16 protein-coding genes are annotated in these 18,616 nt (G+C 72.1%); 12 read left to right on the plus strand and 4 right to left on the minus strand.

Annotated elements, in window-relative coordinates; genetic code table 11:
• The first annotated feature begins 88 nt into the window (after nt 1-88).
• The 4 genes from A3862_RS29785 (at nt 89) to A3862_RS29795 (ending at nt 4,316) form a co-directional block, all read left to right on the plus strand.
• Complete coding sequence (locus A3862_RS29785) at nt 89-433, plus strand: hypothetical protein (RefSeq protein ID WP_111474269.1); 345 nt, start codon at nt 89-91, stop codon at nt 431-433.
• 408 nt (nt 434-841) lie between these two features.
• Complete coding sequence (locus A3862_RS29790) at nt 842-2,026, plus strand: DUF3095 domain-containing protein (protein ID WP_043755401.1); 1,185 nt, start codon at nt 842-844, stop codon at nt 2,024-2,026.
• 80 nt (nt 2,027-2,106) lie between these two features.
• Entirely contained in the window at nt 2,107-2,229 is a 123-nt protein-coding gene (locus A3862_RS32425; RefSeq protein ID WP_257791603.1) for a hypothetical protein, read from the plus strand.
• A 494-nt stretch (nt 2,230-2,723) separates the two neighbouring features.
• The gene (locus tag A3862_RS29795; RefSeq protein ID WP_111474270.1) at nt 2,724-4,316 is read left to right on the plus strand and encodes an ABC transporter substrate-binding protein; all 1,593 of its coding nucleotides are present in this window, start codon (nt 2,724-2,726) and stop codon (nt 4,314-4,316) included.
• A 19-nt stretch (nt 4,317-4,335) separates the two neighbouring features.
• Here the strand turns inward: A3862_RS29795 and A3862_RS29800 are convergent, their stop codons facing one another.
• Nucleotides 4,336-5,802, minus strand: coding sequence for an amidohydrolase family protein (locus A3862_RS29800; RefSeq protein WP_111474271.1), 1,467 nt, complete (start codon nt 5,800-5,802; stop codon nt 4,336-4,338).
• Nucleotides 5,803-5,947: 145 nt separating this feature from the next.
• On the opposite strand from A3862_RS29800, the gene A3862_RS29805 reads away from it, so the two are divergent.
• Together A3862_RS29805 and A3862_RS29810 are read left to right on the plus strand one after the other, a co-directional pair.
• Nucleotides 5,948-6,628, plus strand: a complete 681-nt coding sequence (locus A3862_RS29805) for an aspartate/glutamate racemase family protein (protein WP_111474272.1) — start codon at nt 5,948-5,950, stop codon at nt 6,626-6,628.
• A gap of 13 nt (nt 6,629-6,641) precedes the next feature.
• Nucleotides 6,642-7,961: a dihydroorotase gene (locus A3862_RS29810; RefSeq protein ID WP_043755395.1), complete on the plus strand. Its 1,320-nt coding sequence runs from the start codon at nt 6,642-6,644 to the stop codon at nt 7,959-7,961.
• A gap of 12 nt (nt 7,962-7,973) precedes the next feature.
• Here A3862_RS29810 and A3862_RS29815 read toward each other — a convergent pair whose 3' ends face one another.
• On the minus strand, nt 7,974-9,260 hold the full coding sequence (locus A3862_RS29815) for a hydantoinase/carbamoylase family amidase (RefSeq protein ID WP_111474400.1): 1,287 nt from the start codon (nt 9,258-9,260) through the stop codon (nt 7,974-7,976).
• A 417-nt stretch (nt 9,261-9,677) separates the two neighbouring features.
• Here A3862_RS29815 and A3862_RS29820 point away from each other — a divergent pair, with 417 nt between their 5' ends.
• From A3862_RS29820 to A3862_RS29845, 6 genes are read left to right on the plus strand one after another with little or no spacing between them, the layout of a single operon-like run.
• Nucleotides 9,678-10,919 (plus strand): transporter substrate-binding protein, encoded by a 1,242-nt coding sequence (locus A3862_RS29820; protein WP_051976164.1) that lies wholly within the window; start codon nt 9,678-9,680, stop codon nt 10,917-10,919.
• Nucleotides 10,912-12,531, plus strand: coding sequence for an urea ABC transporter permease subunit UrtB (gene urtB / locus A3862_RS29825; protein WP_043755390.1), 1,620 nt, complete (start codon nt 10,912-10,914; stop codon nt 12,529-12,531). Before A3862_RS29820 ends, urtB begins: the two co-directional genes overlap by 8 nt.
• Complete coding sequence (urtC, locus tag A3862_RS29830; RefSeq protein ID WP_193376714.1) at nt 12,528-13,628, plus strand: urea ABC transporter permease subunit UrtC; 1,101 nt, start codon at nt 12,528-12,530, stop codon at nt 13,626-13,628. The genes urtB and urtC overlap by 4 nt, the downstream gene beginning before the upstream one ends.
• Nucleotides 13,625-14,335, plus strand: coding sequence for an ATP-binding cassette domain-containing protein (locus tag A3862_RS29835; protein ID WP_043755388.1), 711 nt, complete (start codon nt 13,625-13,627; stop codon nt 14,333-14,335). Before urtC ends, A3862_RS29835 begins: the two co-directional genes overlap by 4 nt.
• Nucleotides 14,332-15,051 carry an urea ABC transporter ATP-binding subunit UrtE gene (urtE, locus tag A3862_RS29840; RefSeq protein ID WP_043755385.1) on the plus strand — a complete coding sequence of 240 codons (720 nt, stop codon included), beginning with the start codon at nt 14,332-14,334 and terminating at the stop codon, nt 15,049-15,051. Before A3862_RS29835 ends, urtE begins: the two co-directional genes overlap by 4 nt.
• Before the next feature lie 20 nt (nt 15,052-15,071).
• The gene (locus A3862_RS29845) at nt 15,072-16,031 is read left to right on the plus strand and encodes an acetamidase/formamidase family protein (RefSeq protein ID WP_043385385.1); all 960 of its coding nucleotides are present in this window, start codon (nt 15,072-15,074) and stop codon (nt 16,029-16,031) included.
• A 156-nt stretch (nt 16,032-16,187) separates the two neighbouring features.
• Here A3862_RS29845 and A3862_RS29850 read toward each other — a convergent pair whose 3' ends face one another.
• On the minus strand, nt 16,188-16,541 hold the full coding sequence (locus tag A3862_RS29850; RefSeq protein ID WP_043755382.1) for a transposase: 354 nt from the start codon (nt 16,539-16,541) through the stop codon (nt 16,188-16,190).
• A gap of 252 nt (nt 16,542-16,793) precedes the next feature.
• Nucleotides 16,794-18,599, minus strand: a complete 1,806-nt coding sequence (gene atzF / locus A3862_RS29855; RefSeq protein ID WP_043755379.1) for an allophanate hydrolase — start codon at nt 18,597-18,599, stop codon at nt 16,794-16,796.
• Nucleotides 18,600-18,616: the final 17 nt, after the last annotated feature.

Raw genomic sequence — 18,616 nt, forward strand, 5'->3', positions numbered from 1 at the left:
GCCGCGTTTCCGGGCCTCTGTGACGGCGGTCACAGCGGCCGGCCATCGTCGGGCGCAGAGTGCTGTCACCCCAACAGGGAGAAGCACGATGAAGACGACTTCGACGAAGACGATGATGGTCGCAGGTCTCGCGCTCGCGACACTGGCCGGCGGTGCCGCCAGCGCCGATGCCCGCGGGTTCGGTCACAACGGATTTGGTCACGGCGGCTTCGGCCATCACGGCGGCTTCGGCCATCGCGGATTCGGGTACGGCCGCTTCGGAAACGGCGGGTTCGGCCACCATCGATACTTCCACCACCGTGGCTACCGTCGGCACTTCGGCGGGTTCGACTGGAATTATCCCACGGGTGGCTACTTCCTGAGCTCGGATTTCAGGGATTGCCGCGTCGTCTACAACCCCTTGTTCTTCGGACACGAGCGCGTCTGCAGCTGACGGAGCATCCGTCTTCGGCTGATTGAGGCCCCGGTGCGCGATCGGCCGCCGCTGCACCCGCAGCGGCGGCCGGTTGGCCGACGTCGTCACACCACCGCTTGCCGTGACGACGGGATGGGAGCCGGCACCCCGGACCCATTCGTCCCGAAGACGCCGCCCGAATATCGAAATTCAAACCGCAACCGCATTAGACATGAGCCGAGCGGCAGCGCGGAGCGGTCGTGAGTTTGTCGCCGCCGCAGCGCGTTCGCTTGAAGGCGTGCACGCGACCGTGGTGATGGTGGTCCCACCAAGGAAGATGTCGGTGCCGCGTTCCGGGCGCGCCGCGCGTCCGAGGCTGTGCCGGGGAGCAGGGCGATGACGGCGACGAGGACATCGGGACGTGCAGAGGAGCCAATCGAACCCGCAATGGGCCGCACGACCCCTGATTTCTACGCGAGCCTGCCCCGGTTTACCGCCTTCTCCAGCCTCATGGATCCAGGCCTCTATCGGCCGCTTCCCACGACCTGGTGGCTGGGTGTGACCGATGTCGTCGGCTCTCAGCAGCAGATCGGGCTCGGCCGCTACAAGGCGGTCAATGCGGCCGGCGCAGCCATCATCGCGGCCGTTTCGAATGCCCTCGGCCGGCGCGCGTTCCCGTTCGTCTTCGCCGGCGACGGGGCAAGCTTCGCGATTGCCCCGGAAGACGTAGACGCCGCCAGAGAAGCGCTGGCCGCAACGGCCGTCTGGGTCCGCGAGGCGCTGCAGCTCGAGTTGCGCACCGCTCTGGTACCGGTCTCAGCCGTGCGCGATCGCGGGCTCGACGTGCGCGTCGCGCGCTACGCGCCCAGTGCTCACGTTTCCTATGCCATGTTCAGCGGAGGCGGCCTGCCCTGGGCAGAGGCCGCCATGAAGGCCGGCGACTATGCCGTCGCACCGGCTGAGCCCGGCAGCCAGCCCGACCTGACCGGCCTCTCCTGCCGATGGCAGTCAATCCGTCCCCGCCACGCGTTGATGCTCTCGCTCATGCTCGTGCCGCAGCACAGCGGCGACGCGCCGGCCTTCCGGCAACTCGTGCAAGAGATCCTGCGCAGTGTGGAGATCAGTGCCGAGGTCGCACATCCGATGCAGGATGAGGGACCGCAGATGCACGGACCGTGGGCGGGCCTGGATCTTGAGCTGCGCGCCATGCCGGGCTCCCGTCGGAGCCGCCTCTGGCGCAAGCTTCGCCTCGTGGCACGATCGATCCCCGAATACCTGATCTACCGCATCGGCTTGCGGGTGGGAGGGTTCGATCCGGCCGCGCTTCGGCACGAGATCGTCGGGAATACGGACTTCCGCAAATACGATGATGCGCTGCGGATGACGCTGGACTGCACAGAGGCCTTCGCGGATCAGCTGGAGGCGCAGCTCGCCGGTGCGGAGGCGCGGGGGATCTGCCATTTCGGGCTGGAACGGCAATTGGCTGCGCAGTTGACCTGCATCAGCCCTCCGGTGCCCGGCCGCGGGCACATGCACTTCATCGATGGCGCTGGCGGAGGCTACGCCGCGGCCGCCGCAAGGCTGAAGGCTCGGGCGGCAAGCGTCGGGGCCGTGGTGCCGACCAGCCCGTGAGGGGGCTGTGAAGCGTGGCTGCTGCCGGATGAAGCGCGGGCGCTTGGGACGACCTACCTCGAGCGGCGTTCAGGATCACTGTGCAGCACCGCACCGGCGAGCGTTTGGTCGATGACGGGACCTTCGCGGTCGGCGCCAGCCTGATCGGTGCCACTGCCTGCGAGCGGCGACCGGTGGAAGGCGCAAAAATCTTCACCGTGTAGGAGCTTCTCCGGCCTGGGATCTTTGCGGAAGGGATGTCCGCTTCGGAGCGTTCTCGAAACACGCTGAATGACCGGGATGGGCACCAAGCAGCCGCCCGAGCTTGACCCTCGATTGACTGCTTCGCGCGCAACTCGGTCATCGAGCTAGCCTCGACAATGCCTCATGAGCGGGCGCGATCGGACAGGCGCGGAGGCCTGAGAACGCCGGACAAATCCGCACTGAGCAGGTTATGCAGGTACGGACGCGCTCGTATCCGACGACCTCTGGGCGGTGGTCGAGCCGCTTCTGCCATCCGAGCTTGAGCAGCCGAAAGGCGGGAGGCCGCACTCCTCCACAGTGCCAGCCTGCCGGCGGAGTGGCCCCCGCGACGGGTCCGAACCCGACGGACCGCGGCCTCGTTCCTGCAAGCCTGCGGGTTGCCAGGTTCGGTGATCGTACCGGACCACCGCGAGCGGTCGTCCAATCACCGCCCGCGCAGAGTGGGACTTGTCCGATGAAGCGGCGTACGCTGTTGCAGGGAGCCGGAGCCGTCGTGGCGAGCGCAGTCGCGGCACCATCCCGGGTCCGCGCGGAGGCCACAACAACCCTGCGCTTCATCCCGCAGCAGGATCTCGTCACGCTCGATCCGGTGACGACCTTCGCGTACATCACCCGCAACCACGGCTACATGGTCTTCGACACGCTCTACGGCATGGACGGCGCCTTCCGCGCCACGCCGCAGATGGTCGAGGGCCACCGGATCGAGGAGGACGGGCGCCGCTGGGACCTGACCTTGCGCGAGGGCCTGCGCTTCCACGACGGGACCCCCGTGCTGGCCCGCGACTGCGTCGCCTCCCTGCGGCGCTGGGCCAAGCGCGACCCGTTCGGCGGCTCCCTGATGGAGGCGACCGACGAGCTGTCGGCGCCCGACGACCGGACGATCCGGTTCCGCCTCAAGCGCCCCTTCCCGCTCCTGCCGATCGCGCTGGGCAAGGCCTCGGTGCCGGTCTGCGCGATGATGCCGGAGCGCCTCGCCGTCACCGACCCGTTCCAGCAGGTGCCGGAACTCATCGGCTCGGGGCCGTTCCGCTTCAAAGCGGACGAGCGCGTGCCCGGCGACCGCACAGTTTACACCCGCTTCGAGGGCTACGTGCCCCGCACGGACGGCACACCCACCTGGACCTCCGGTCCGAAAATCGTCCACTACGACCGGGTCGAGTGGCGCGTCATCGGCGACACATCCACGGCCACCTCGGCGCTGGTCGCCGGCGAGGCGGATTGGCAGGAATACGCCTCGCACGACCAGCTCGGTCTGCTGAAGGCCGCCAAGGGCGTCACCACCCGCGTCCTCGACTCGACCGGCTTCGTGACGATGCTGCGGGTCAATCACCTGCAGCCACCCTTCAACAACCCGGCGATCCGGCGGGCGCTCTGGGGGGCGATCGACCAGACGTCCTGCATGCAGGGCGTGGTGGGCGCCGACGATCCCAGCCTGTTCCACGTGCCCCTCGGCTTCTTCTGCCCGGACACGCCGATGGCCTCGACGGACGGGCTCGGGCCGCTCACCACACCGCGGGATCCGGCCAAGGTGCGGGCCGACCTGAAAGCGGCCGGCTACGCCGGCGAGACCGTGCTGCTGATGGTGCCGTCGAACTCGGCCCCGCTTCTGGCGCTCGGCCAGGTCGCGGCCGACCTGCTCCAGCGCGTCGGCATGAATGTCGAGGTCTACGCGGTCGAGTTCAACGCGATGCTGCAGCGGCGCAACCACAAGGGGCCGGTCTCCGAGGGCGGCTGGAGCGCCTTCGTCACCAACTGGTCCGGCATGGATTGGCTCAACCCCGCCGGCTACATCGCCCTGCGCGGCACCGGCGAGAGCGGCTATGCCGGCTGGGCCACGACCCCGCGGATCGAGACCCTGCGGGACGCGTGGTTCACGGCTCCGGACGAGGCGGCCCGCGCCGCCCTGTGCCGGGACATCCAGCTCCAGGCGATGGAGGACGTGCCCTACTACCCCCTCGGCCAGTACCTGCAGCCGACCGCATACCGCTCCCGCCTCACCGGGATCCTCGACGGGTTTCCGACCTTCTGGAACGTCCGGCCCGCCTGAGGATCACGGCGCCGGGGCCTCACAGCCCCGGGAAGGTCGGCGGCGCGATGGCGTCGGGGCCGCGCCCGGCCCAGTCGAGCTGCCGGATCTGCGCCAGCGCACGGCCCTGCGCCTCCTCCAGCGCCGCCGCGGCCGCCGCGTAGTCGACCGTCAGGGCGCGGCCGTCGCGCACGATCTCGCGGCCGTCGACAAAGACCTGCCGGACCGCGCGGTCGCCGGCCGAGTAGATCAGCGACTGCACGGGATCGCGGCACGGCCGCATGGCCGGATGCGCGCAGTCGACGAGGACGAAGTCGGCCTTGCAGCCCGGCGCGAGCCGGCCGATGTCGTCGCGCCCGAGCGCCCTTGCGCCGCCCACAGTGGCGGCGTGGAACACGTCCGCCGCGCGGGTGTCGCGGGGATTCTCGGCGACGACCCGGGCGAGGTACGCGACGAGGCGCATCTCGTCGAGCATGTTGTGCGGGTAGACGTCCGTGCCGATGCCCATGTTCACCCCGGCCTGGCGGTAGCGGCCGAAATGGTGGAGCGCGATGCCGCGGCGGGCGAAGACCGTCGGGCAATGGGCGACCGTGGCGCCGCGCTCGGCCAGGCGGCGCATGTCCGAGCCCGGGCTGTGCCAGTGGGTCCAGGGATGGTCGTCGAGGAAGATTCCGTGGCCCACGATCGTGCGCTCGGTAAGCACGCCGAGATCGTCGAGCCACTCGATCGGCGTCATCCCGGTGCGGCGGGTGATCTCGTGGAATTCCGACAGGGACTGCGCCGCATGGGTGTGGAACCGCAGGTCGCGCCGGACCGCCTCGGCATGGGCGTCGCGCATCAGCTCCGCCGTGCAGGTATCCACCTGCGCCGGGCAGAGCATGCCGGAGAGGCGTCCGCTCGGGTGGCGCTGCGCCGCCTCGATCTCGGCGAGCGCATGCTCCAGGCCGCGCTGGCCCGCCGCCGCGTCCCATTCGTACTCGACGCTGTGGCCGTTCCGGGTGAGCCATCGCCCCGACCGGAACATCGGGGCGATGCAGACCCGCAGGCCCGACGCGCCGAGGCGATCGAGCCAGCCGTCGCTCGGCAAAGCGAGGTCGCAGACGGTGGTGACGCCCGAGAGCGCCAACTCGGCGAGCGCCACCCCGTAGGCGGCGCTGGTGCCCTCCGCGTCGGGCCGCAGGATCGGCAGGTACTCGTAGAGCGAGGTGTTGTAGAGCCGCTGGCTGCCGACCTCGTCCCACATGCCCTTGTTCATCGGCTCCGAGAACAGATGGGTGTGGATGTCCACGAGGCCGGGCATGACCAGGCAGCCGGAGGCGTCGATGGTCCGGGCCGGCGCGGGGCCGGCGTAATCCGGACCGACATGGATCAGGACGCCGTCCTCGAACACCACGTCTGCCCCGGTGCGGTAGACGTGGCCGCCGCTGTCAGGGTCCCAGGCGACGACCCACCGGGCCCCTGTCACCAGGGTGGCGCCGGCGCTCTTGTCCGCAGCATCGTCGTACATCGATACCCTCTCTCTGGCGCCGACGAGGCGGGCAAGATCGGTGCCCGATCGGGCCGGCATCGCGGCGCAGCGCGGCCCGAGTTTCGCATCGCGCGGGCCACTGTCGTCAGCGGCAGGCCCGCGCGTCGGTTCCGCAGGAGGCGGCATGCATCATCGCGGCACCACCGGACCCGCGCGCATCCTGGTCATCAACCCGAACGCCTCCCGGGCGGTGACGGCCGCCATCGACGCGGCGCTGACGCCGCTGCGCCTGGCCGGCGGCCCCGTCATCGCGGTGACGGATCTGCCCGAGGGGCCGGCGGGCATCGCGACCCAGCAGGACGCGGATTCCGTGGTGATGCCGCTGGCCCGGCGCATCGCGGAGGATCCGGCGGACGCCTTCGTCATCGCCTGCTTCAGCGACCCCGGCCTGCATACGGCCCGCGAGGTCGCCCGCGGCAGGCCCGTGATGGGGATCGCCGAGTGGGGCCTCCTCCGGTCGCTCACCCTCGGCGAGCGCTTCGGCATCGTCGCCCTCTCGGAGGGTAGCGTGCGGCGCCAGCGCCGGATGGTCCGCCAGATGGGCCTCGGCGAACGCTATGCCGGCAGCCGGCCGGTGAAGGCCCGGGCCGACGAGACGGCGGGGGCGGCGATCCGCGACCGCCTGATCGGGGCGGCCCGGACCCTGGTCGCGCGCGACGGCGCCGACGTCATCGTGCTCGGCTGCGCCGGGATGGCCCCGCACCGGGCCGCCGTCGAGCGGGCGGTCGGGTGTCCGGTCGTCGAGCCCTGCCAGCAGGCGGTGGCGGCGGCCCTCGGGGCGGTCCTGCTCCGGGCGGACCTGTAGGGAGACACCGGCGATGCACTACGACCTGCTGATCCGCGGCGGCACCTGCGTGACGCCCTGGGGCACCGAGGCGATCGATCTCGGCATCCGCGACGGGCGCATCGCGGCCCTCGCGACCCCGGCCGGCGCGACCGCGGAGGCGGTGATCGACGCGGCGGGCCTGCACGTCCTGCCCGGCCTGATCGACAGCCACGTCCACCTGCGCGACCCCGGCGACCCGGCGGTGGAGACGATCGAGACCGGCACGCGGGCCGCGGTGCTGGGCGGGATCGCCACCCTGTTCGACATGCCCAACACCGTCCCGCCGATCGCCGATACCGAGCGCCTCGCGTGGAAGCGCGACTACGTTGCGGGCCGGAGCTGGTGCGACATCGGCCTCTACGTGGCCGGCACGAAGGCCAATATCGACGCGCTCGCCGCGCTGGAGCGCGCGCCGGGCGTCTGCGCCGTCAAGGTCTTCGCCGGCAGCTCCACGGCGGCGCTGATGATCGAGGACGACGCGCATCTCGAACGCGCCATGCGCGCCGGCCACCGGCGCATGGCCTTCCACAGCGAGGACGAGGACCGGCTCCAGGCCCGCAAGCCGCTGTTCAGCCGGGGCCAGCCGTACCGGACCCACATGGAATGGCGCGACCCGGAATGCGCCTTCCTGGGCACGCGCCGCCTCATGGCGCTGGCGCGGAAGACCGGCCGGGCGACCCATATCCTGCACGTCTCCACCGCCGAAGAACTCGCCTACCTGCGCGATTTCCGCGACGTCGCCACCGTGGAGGTGCTGGTCAATCACCTCACGCAGGTGGCCCCGGACTGCTACGACACCCTCGGTGGCTTCGGCGTCATGAACCCGCCGATCCGCGACGAGCGCCACCGGGCGGCCGCCTGGGCGGCCGTGCGCGACGGGACCGTCGACACGATCGGCAGCGATCACGCGCCCCATGCGCGGGCCGCCAAGGAACGGCCCTGGCCGGATTGCCCGGCCGGCCTCACCGGGGTCCAGACCCTAGTGCCGATCATGCTCGACCACGTCGCGGCCGGGCGCCTGCCGCTCGCCCGCCTCGTCGACCTGATGGCGGCCGGGCCGGCCCGCGTCTACGGGCTCCGCGGCAAGGGCCGGATCGCCGCCGGCTACGACGCCGACTTCACCCTCGTGGACCTGAAGGCGCGCCGCAGGATCGAGGAATCCTGGATCGTCTCGCCCTGCGGCTGGACGCCCTTCGCCGGCACCGAGGTCACCGGCTGGCCCGTCGCCACGCTCGTGCGCGGCCACCTCGTGATGCGCGACGACGCGGTGCTCGGCACGCCCGTCGGCGGCCTCGCGCGCTTCGCCGCATGATGAGGCCCGCCCTCAGCCGTCGCAGGTTTCCGCCGCCAGCCAGGTGGTGAGGATCGCGACGGCGTCGAGAAGGTCGTCGATCGCCATGGCCTCGTCGGGGTTGTGGCTGCCGTTGGCGTTGCGCACGAACAGCATGGCCATCGGCACGCCGGCCTTGGCGAAGGCGGCGGCGTCGTGCGAGGCCGGGCTGCCGAGGGGCCGGGTGGCGATGCCGAGCGCGTCCGCGGCCGCCGCGAGCCCGTCGCGGATCCGGGGCGAAACCGCGCCGACGCCCGCCTCGGCGCGGGGCCCGAGGGCCACCGTGACACCGCGGCGCTCCGACACGTCCGTTACGGCGGCCAGGAATGCGGCCTCCAACGCCGCCAGCACCTCGGCCGCGTAGGCCCGCATGTCGAGGCTGAACCGGAACTCGCCGGGGACGGTGGTCAGGCCGTGGGCCGCGGCATCGGTGTGGAACCGGCCGAAGGTGACGGCCATCGGGCAGCCGGCCGCCTCGCGCTCCGCCCAGACCCGATCGAGGGCCAGGGCGATCTCGGCGCCCGCCATGGCTGCATCGCGGCGGAAGCGGCGGGGCGTTCCGACATGGTCGTAGCGCCCAAGGATCCGGACGTCGGGGTAGCGGACGTTGCCGGGGATCCCGGTGCAGAGGCCGACCGGGATCCCGGCCTCCTCCAGGCTCGGCGCCTGCTCGATATGCACCTCCAGGAAGGCGTGGATCGCGGCGGCGTCGAGGGCGGGCGGGCCGCTGCGCAGCGCCTCCGGGTCGCCGCCCTCCCGGGCGATGTGCGCGGCGAGGCTGAGGCCGCTGTCGATCCGGGCGGCGTCGAGCGCCCCGTCCGGCAGGGTTCCGAGGGCCGCCCGGCTGCCGATGTAGGAGACCTGGAACCAGACGCTCTCCTCGGCGCGGATGCCCATGACGGTGATGTCGCGCGCCGGGGTCAGCCCCAGCTCGCGGAGCGCCGCGACGGCGGCGAGGCCGGCCACCACCCCGGCGGCGCCGTCGAAATTGCCGCCGTGGGCCACGGTATCGAGGTGGGAGCCGATCAGGATCGGCGGCAGGCTCCGGTCCCGCCCCGGCAGCGTCAGGGTGGTGTTGGCGGCCGCATCCCGCCCGATCGCGAGGCCGAGAGCGGCGGCGCAGCGCGTCACCACCCCGTGCGCCGCACTCTCCTCCGGACTGTAGGAGGCCCGCGTGAACCCGGGATCGGTCCGGCCGCACCGGGCGAGGTCGTCGAACAAAGCCGCCACCCGGCCGCGCTGCGCGCGGACCGCCGTGCCGATCGCCGATACCGTGTCCATCCCGCCGCTCCCGGTGCGCGGGCCCGGGGCGGACCGCGACGGCGCCATCCTGCCACTTTCGTGCCGGCGTCGCGGAGATCCGGCCACCCGGCAGCCCACGGCTTCGCCGGCACGCTCGCCGGTCCGCGCCGCGTCCGGCGAGGGCACCCCGACCGGCGCGTCCGTCCGCGCGCGGTCGGACACGGCTTCCGACTGATGCGGTCGCTGGATGCAGGCATCCCGTCGACGCACTACGGGCGACACCAGTTCGACACCCGATACGAGAATTTTGACGTTCTCGGCACAGGACCGCCCGCAGCGCGCACAAATGCTGCCAATATGCGCAAGGCCCATGCCGGCCTGCAGCCTCTTTGACCTTCCCGTCCCCCGGACCTCGGCCGACAATCGCCAGGTCCATCCATGGGAGCTTCGGGGTCGATGACGCATCTCACGCGACGCGGCGTCTTGGGCACAGGCATCTCGGGCACGGCGGCGCTGCTTGCGGCCCCGGCCCTCATCCGGCCGGCCTTCGCCGCCGACACCGTCAAGCTCGGCTGCCTGTTCTCGTCCTCGGGCACGATGGCCAATCTTGAGGGCCGGCTGAACCACGTGGTCCGCATGGCCGCCGACGCGATCAACGGGCGCGGCGGCGTCAACGGCCGCCAGATCGAGGTGCTGACCTCCGATCCCGCCTCCGACTGGCCGCTCTACGCGCAGGTCGGGCGGCAGATGCTCCAGCAGGAGAAGGTCGCGGCCCTGTTCGGCTGCTGGACCTCCGTGTCGCGCAAGTCGGTGCTGCCGGTGGTCGAGCAGAATGACGGGCTGCTGTTCTACCCGCTGCACTTCGAGGGCGACGAGAACTCCAAGAACGTCGTCTACGTGAACTCGCCGCCCGCGAGCTCGGTGCTGCCGGCGGTCGATTACCTGATGGGCCCGGACGGGGTCGGGGCGAAGCGGTTCTTCATGATCGGCTCGGACTACGTCTGGCCGCGCACGATCAACAAGCAGCTCAAGGGCTACTGGAAGAGCAAGGGCATCCCCGAGAGCGCGTGGCGCGAGGAATACGTGCCGTTCGGCTTCTCGAACTTCCAGACGCTGGTGAATCAGGTCCGCAGCTTCGCCAGCCAGCCGGGCGGTCAGGCGATCGTGGTGCTCACCGTGGTCGGCTCCTCGATCCCCGACTTCCTGCGCGAATTCGCCAACCAGGGCATCAGCGCCACCGACGTGCCGATTCTCGGCCTCGACATGGTGGAGGCGGACCTTGAGGGGCTCGATACCGCCAAGCTCGTCGGCCACCTGAACTGCTGGGCCTATCTTCAGGCCGCCAAGGGCGAGCGCAACCAAAAGTTCCTCGCCGACTGGGCCGCCTACGTGAAGGCCAAGAACGTCCCGTTCAGCGCCGACACGGTGATCGACCCGATGGTCTCGGCCTATGACAGCGTCAACCTCTGGGCGCTCGCCGCCGCCAAGGCCGGCTCCTTCGCGGTGCCTGAGGTGCGCAAGGCCTTCGCGGGGCTCAGCTTCGACGACCCGTCGGGCTACACGCTGACCATGACGGGGGAGAACAACTACGTCTCCCGCGGCGTGTTCATCGGCTCGGTCAACGAGAAGCGCGGCTTCGACGTCCTCTGGCAATCCCCGGACGCCCCCAAGCCGGTCCCGTTCAGCCCCTATGGCTGATCGGCTCCGCGCGCTCCTGGCCCTCTGCTGTCTGGCGCTGCTGACGTTTCCGGCCTCCGCCGCGCCAATCGACCGGGCGGCCTTCGCGGCGGGTCTGTGCGGGGACGGCGCCGCGCAGGTCCGCGCGGCCGAGGGTCTCGTGCAAGCCAGCGGCGATCTGGCGGCCGACGACCTCGCCTATGCCGGCGGGCTCCTCGGCGCGCTGGCCGAGCGCCGTCTCGCCTGCCCGGCGGAGGGCGCACTCCTGCTCGACCGCCCGGGCGCATCCGAGGGGCGCGATGCGGTCAGCGGCGCGCCGCGTCCGGCCGCCGAGGCGCGCGCGCCGGTCCTCGGCCTACGCCAGCGGGCCGCCGTCGAGACCGCGCGCGGCACCGTCGCTCTGTTGACCGGCCCGGATCCGGCCGCCCGCAGCGCCGGTCTCGCGATCCTGGAACGGCGCATCGCCACCGTTCCGGCTTCGGTCCTCGACCGGGCGCGGGACGCGGAGACGGATGCCGGCCTGAAGGGGACGATCGCCGGTCTCGCCCAGGCCGCCGCCCTGTCGTCGCCCGATCCGGCCCGGCGCCGGGCGGCGATCGCGGCCGTGGCGGCGAGCCCGTCCGGGGCCGCTGAGGCGCGCCTCGCCGCGCTGAAGAGCGATCCCGCCTACGCCTCCGACCCGGCCTTCCGGGCGGCCCTCGATGCCGGCCTCGCGCAGGTCTCCCGCGCGGTGGCGATCGGCGACGGGCTCGCGGTCGTCTATAACGGCCTGAGCTTCGCCAGCATCCTGTTCATGGCGGCGGCCGGGCTCGCGATCATCTTCGGGCTGATGGGCGTGATCAACCTCGCCCAGGGCGAGTTCATCATGCTCGGCGCCTACGCCACCTACGGCGTGCAGGAGGCCTTCCGCCGCCTCGCCCCCGGCCTGCTCGACCTCTACCTGCTCGCCGCCATCCCGGTCGCCTTCGGGGCGGTCGCCCTGGTGGGGATCACGGTCGAGGCGCTGATCCTGCGCCACCTCTACCGACGGCCGCTCATGAGCCTGCTCGCCACCTGGGCGGTGAGCCTGTTCCTGGTGAACCTCGTGCGCGTGACGGTCGGCACCCAGAACCTGCAATTCGTCATGCCGGCCTATGTCAGCGGCGGCGTTCCCCTCTACGCCGACTTCGTGATGACCTGGAACCGGCTGTTCGCCATCGCCTTCGCGGCCGCGACGCTGGTCCTGACGCTCGTGATCCTGCGCCGCACGCCGCTCGGCCTCGACATCCGCGCCGTGACCCAGAACCGCGACATGGCCGCCTGCCTCGGCCTGCCGACCCGCCGGGTCGACCGGCTCGCCTTCGGGCTCGGCTCGGGCCTGGCCGGGCTTGCCGGGGTGGCGCTCTGCCCGATCTACAGCGTCAATCCCGGCATGGGCTCGGGCTTCATCGTCGACAGCTTCATGGTCGTGGTGCTGGGCGGCGTCGGCAGCCTCGTCGGGACCCTGGTGGCGGCCGTCGGCGTCGGCGGCGCCAACGTGCTGATCGAGCCGATCTCCGGCGCGGTCGCCGCCAAGGTGATCGTGCTCGTCGGCATCATCCTGTTCCTGCAGCGCCGGCCCGAGGGGCTGTTCGCCGTGCGGCGGCGGCGATGAGCGGCGCCGTGCAGACCGCCCTCGCCGCCCCCGCCGGACCGGGACGCCGCGCCGTGCGCGATCCCCTGGTCGCCGGCCTTGTCGGGCTCTGCCTCGCGGCCGCGGTCGGGCTCCTCGTGGCACCGCCCGCCCCGTATCTCGTCAACGCGGTGGGTCAGCTCGCCGCCTTCGCGATCCTCGCCGTGTCGCTGGATCTGGTCTGGGGCTATCTCGGGATCCTCAGCCTCGGGCACGGGCTGTTCTTCGCCATCGGCGGCTATGTCTGCGCCATGCACCTGCTGGCCCACGGCGTGGCCGTGACCGGCGTGCTGCCGGACTTCGTGCAGTTCATGGGCTGGAAGAGCCTGCCGGCCTATTGGGCCGGCCTCGACCACGCGGCCTACGCCTTCGTCCTCGCCCTGGCGCTCGCCGGCCTCGTCGCCTTCGTGTTCGGGCTGGCCTCGTTCCGCTCGCGGGTCAACGGCGTCTACTTCTCGATCATCAGCCAGGCGCTCGTCTACGTCGCGATGCTGCTGATGTACCGCAACGATACCGGGCTCGGCGGCAACAACGGCATGACCGGCTTCCCGCTGCTGTACGGCTGGCCGATGGGCTCCCCCGGCGTCGTCACGGGGCTCGCTGTCGCCGCCCTCCTGACGCTGGCGGCGGTACTGGCCGGCGCGCGGCTCCTGGTCGGCAGCGCGATCGGGCGGCGGATGCTCGCCTGCCGCGACGACGAGACCCGCCTGCGCACGCTGGGCTACAGCACCACCCGGCTCAAGCTCGGGATCTGGTGCCTCTCGGCCATGATCGCGGCGCTCGCCGGCATCCTGTACGTGCCGCAGGTCGGCATCATCAACCCGCGGGTGCTGGCGCCGGACCTTTCCATCGAGATCGCCGTCTGGGTGGCGATCGGCGGGCTGGGCCGGCTCGGCGGGGCGGTGATCGGCGCGATCCTGGTCAACGGCCTGAAGTTCTGGCTCAGCGCCGCGATGCCGGAGTCGTGGCCGTTCATCCTGTCCGGGCTGGTGCTCGTCGTGGTGCTGGTCCTGCCGAACGGCCTCCTCGACCTCGTGGGCTGGCGCCCGCGCCCGACTTGGCTGCGGGGCGCCCGATGACCGCCCTCACCATCGACGCCCTGACGGTCGCCTTCGGTCGCTTCACGGCCCTCGATGCCGTCTCGCTCGCGGTCGATCCCGGCGAGGTGCGGGCCGTGATCGGCCCGAACGGCGCCGGCAAGACCACCCTGCTCGACGTGATCTCAGGGATCACCAAGCCGGTCTCCGGCCGCGTGATGCTCGGCGACCGGATCGACCTGACCAAGCGCTCCGAGGCCGAGATCGCGAAGGCCGGCGTGCGGCGCAAATTCCAGAAGCCCAGCGTCTTCCCCGCGCTCACCGTGCGCGAGAACCTGGAGATCGGCTGCGGGCCCGCGCTCCCCGCCCGCGAGCGGCCCGCCCGCATCGCCTCCGTCCTCGGCGAGATCGGCCTCGGACCCCGCGCCGCGGTGCCGGCCGGCCGCCTCGCCCACGGCGAGAAGCAGTGGCTGGAGATCGGCATGGTGCTCGCCGCCGAGCCGGCGCTGCTCCTGCTCGACGAGCCCGTGGCCGGGCTCTCCGACGCCGAGACCGCCCAGACCGCCGCGCTGATCCGGAGCCTGCGCCGGCCGGACCGGGCGATCCTGGTGATCGAGCACGACATGGGTTTCGTCGAGGCCATCGCCGACCGGGTGACGGTGCTGCACGAGGGCCGGACCCTCTACGAGGGCAGCATGGCAGGTGCCCGCCACGACGCCCGGGTGATCGAGGTGTTCCTCGGCCGATGACGCAAGCGTGTGCATCTCCGCCCGCACGCCTCGCCGTCGAGGGGCTCGACCAGCATTACGGCAGCGCGCAGGTGCTGCGCGGGATCGGCCTCGACGTCGAGCCGGGCGCCTGCCTCGCCGTGCTCGGCCGCAACGGCGCCGGCAAGACCACGCTGCTGCGCTGCCTCACCGGCCTGATCCCGGAAAGCCGCGGCCGGATCGCCCTTGACGGGACCGAGCTGACGCGCCTGTTGCCCGACCGGCGCGCCCGCTCGGGCCTCGCCTACGTGCCGCAGGGGCGCGAGATCTTTCCCGACCTGACCGTCGCCGAGAATCTGCGGGTGGCGGCCCGGGCCCACGGGCTGGAGCGGACCGACGCAATTGACGAGGCGGCCGCCCTGTTCCCGGCGCTGCGCGGCCTCTGGCACCGTCCGGGCGGCAACCTCTCGGGCGGCCAGCAGCAGCAGCTCGCCATCGCCCGGGCGCTCGCCACCCGGCCTCGCGCGCTCCTCCTCGACGAGCCGACCGAGGGCATCCAGCCCTCGATCGTCGCCGCGATCGAGGCGGTGATCGCCGGGCTCAAAGGCCGGATCACCGTGCTGCTCGTGGAGCAGTATCTCGATTTCGCCCTCCGGGTCGCCGATTCCGTGGTGGTCTTGTCCCGCGGCAGCGTCGTCGAGCGCGGCGATCCGAAGGTGCTGAACCCCGAAGCCCTCACCCGTCACATCGCCGTCTGACATCCGTAGAAGGAGCCGCCGTGTCGACCCATCACGAGATCCCCGCGACGCCCGAGACCATGGTGCTCGGCTATTTCGACGCCGCGCTGCCGCCCGTGCTGACCGTGAAATCGGGCGACACCGTCACCCTGCACTCGCATCCGGCGGGCGGGCGCGAGTCGCTCCACCCCGACCCCGCCCGGGTGCCGGCCGACCTGCTCCACGCCCTCGACACCCTGGAGCGGGGCCCCGGCCCGCACTTCGTCACCGGCCCCGTCCACGTGGAGGGCGCCGAGCCGGGCGACATGCTGCAGGTCGACATCCTCGACCTGAAGTTCCGCCTCGACTGGGGCTTCGTGGCGATCCTGCCGCTCCTCGGCACCCTGCCGGACGAGTTCACCGAGTACGAGACCGTCCACGCCGACATCGACACCGCCCGCGGCCTCTGCCGCCTGCCCTGGGGCACGGAGCTGCCCCTCGACCCGTTCTTCGGCATCATGGGCACCGCCCCGCCCCCCGCCTGGGGCCGGGTCGGCAGCCCGGTGCCCCGCGCCTTCGGCGGCAACATGGACAACAAGGAATTGAAGGTCGGCACGACCCTCTACCTGCCGGTGTTCAACCCCGGCGGCGGATTCTACGCGGGCGACGGCCACGGCGTGCAGGGCGACGGCGAGGTCTGCATCACCGCCCTGGAGACCGGGCTGACCGGCACGTTCCGCCTCACCGTGCGCAAGGATCTCCCAGGCGCGTGGCCCTTCGCCGAGACGCCCACCGACCTGATGTCGATCGGCCTGCACGAGAGCCTCGACGAGGCGATGCGCCAGGCCGTGCGCGAGATGGTGCGCCTCGTCTGCGCACGCACCAGCCTAACCCGCAACCAGGCCTACATGCTGTGCTCGCTCGCCGGGAACCTGCGGATCACCCAGACGGTCGACGGCAACAAGGGCGTGCACATGCTGATGCCCAAGACTGCCCTCGCGTCGACGTCCGGGGCCGCCTGAGCGCATTCTCGGCTGATGCTGCCTCCTCCGTCTTTGCGAGCGCAGCGAAGCAATCCAGCAGCGCTACGTTCAACGGTCCCGCTGCCCTGGGTCGCTTCGCTGCGCTCGCGATGAGGGGAGGAACGCCTCACCCGATTCCTGCAGATGGAGACCGCCTCAGTTCGCGCTGCGTCCGAAGGCGAACCGGCCGACACAGGCTTGGGCGCCGCGATGGTGCGGCGGCTGGCTCAGGCTCGCGCGCTCCGTCGTGGCCGGTGCCCCGCGCCCCGGCTGGACGAGCAGGGCTGCCCGAAGCCGCAGCACCTCGGCCCGGAGGCCGGCATTCTCCCGCTCGACCTGATCGAGCCGGGCCACACCGGCGGGCCTCAGGCCGCCGAGGCGTCTTCGCCAGCGGTAGAAGGTGCCGAGCGAGACATGAGCGCTGGCGCAGATCGCGGCGATCGGTATGCCCCGCGCGGCCTCGTCCAGCAGGAAGGCGATCTCCTCGTCCGTGTGCAGGGATCGACGCATGCAGGGTCTCCCGGTTCGGCAGCCTCGGGGCACTCTTCGGGCGGAGGATCAGCAAGAAGCGGACCGGCCGCGACGGGCCGACCGCGGCGCTTTCGTGCCGCGAAGCCCGCGATCCGGGCCGGCGGCCGCCGATTCACGTAACCGGCGCTCGGTTCTGCGGTCTCCGTACGCTTGGGTTTGCGGGCGCTTGTCAGGCGCGCGTGGATCGGCGCTGCGACCGCATCGGAGTGGATTTTGGCATCGCCCAATCAGCTATGCCGCGGCGCGGCTGGCCAGGTAGCGGCGCCAGCCGCCGAACTGCGTGATGTCGGCGGCCCCCGCGACGCCCGCCGTCTCCACCAGGAAGCCCTTCGGCGCGGTCCCGTCGGCGAGCCGCAGGGTGCCGATCCCGAGCGGTTCCGGGATGGCCGCCACGAAGGCCCCGAAGGCGGCGGGCGGCAGGGCCCAGACCTCCGTCTCGATCGCGCCGCCGTCGCCCTCGGCCACCCGGAGCAATCCGGGACGATGCGGCGGTCCGCCGGGCAAGGCGTAGAGGCGGTACTCCGGTCGGGTCGCCACCGTCCGCAGATACCGGGCGCCGTGCGCGGCGAGTTCGCGGTTCAGCGGCAGGCCCGACAGATGCGCCCCGACGACCGCCAGTTCGATCTCGCCGGGCCATCCGCGGGCCGGACCCGGCGCCACGGCCGGCACGGGCGTCTCCCCCGCGCCGATCCGGCCGGCCGCAGCCGCGTGCAGGCGGGCGCCCAGGGCGGCGAGGAGCCCATCGGAGCCACGCGGCGCGAGCAGGGTGATCCCCGAAAGAAAGCCGTCGGCGCGGGGCCGCCCCGGGACCGCGAGGGCGCACCAATCGAGCAGGTTGACGAAGTTGGTGTAGGTGCCGAGCTCGCTGTTCGGGCCGATCGGGTCGGCGGCCACCGCCGCGCAGGTCTGGGGACGCGGATAGGTCGGCACGGCGAGCACGTCGACCCGGTCCCAGACCGCGTCCGCGTGCCGTCGCAGTTCCGCCAAGCTGTAGAGACCCGCGAAGGCGTCGGCGGCGTTGTAGCGCCCGGCGGCGGCGATCACCGCCCGCGTCGTCGGGTGCAGGATCTCGGGGCGCGTCTCCATGATCGGCCGGATCGCCGCGTAGCGCTCGGCGACCCAGGGCCCGTCGTAGAGCAGGGCCGCTACGGCGAACATCGGCGCGAAATCGACCGGCAGCGCCGCCCCGACGAGGGTCTCCAGATCGGCAATCGTCGCCGCGAAGGCCGCCTCCGAGTGGCCGTCGCCGCCGAAGCGGAGGCTCGCCGCATCGGGAAGGCCCAGCCGCAGGCCCGGTGGAAGGCCGGCCGGTGCGGGCGGCACCGGCAAGGCCCGCGACCAGGGATCGGCGCTGTCGAAGCCCAGCATGACCCGGAAGGCGGCGTCGGCGTCGGCGACGGTGCCGGCGAACACGGAGAGCGTATCGAGGGTCCGGCAGGCCGGCAGCATGCCGCGGCTGGAGATCGACCCCAGGGAGGGTTTCAGACCGACGACGTTGTTGAGCGCCGCCGGCACCCGCCCCGAGCCTGCCGTGTCGGTCCCGAGGGCGAAGGCGACGATTCCGTGGGCGACCGCGACGGCCGAGCCGCTGCTGGAGCCCCCCGGCACGTAGGCCGGATCGATGGCGTTGCGCGGGACCGGGTCGAGCGTGCGCAGGCCGACGAGGCCGGTGGCGAACTGGTCGAGGTTGGTCTTGCCGATCAGGATCGCCCCGGCCGCCTGTAATCGGGCCACGGCGGGCGCGGTCTCGGTCGGGGTGTAGGCGAAGTCCGGGCAGGCCGCGGTGGTCGGCAGGCCGGCCACGTCGATGTTGTCCTTGACGGCGAAGGGCACGCCCCAGAGCGGCCTCGACACGGGGTCGAAGGGCGGGAGCGCGGCCGCCTGCGCCAGCGCCTCGGCCTCCGGCACCAGGGCCAGGAAGATGCCGGGGTCGTCAACCGCGGCGAGCCGGCGGTAGGCCTCGGCCACGACGGTGCGCGGGTCGCGGCCGTCGGCGTAGGCCGCGTGCAGGAGCGGGATCGTCGGGAAGGGCGGCACGGCGGTTCCTCGGGTCG

Source organism: Methylobacterium sp. XJLW (assembly GCF_003254375.1).
GTDB classification, from domain to species: domain Bacteria; phylum Pseudomonadota; class Alphaproteobacteria; order Rhizobiales; family Beijerinckiaceae; genus Methylobacterium; species Methylobacterium fujisawaense.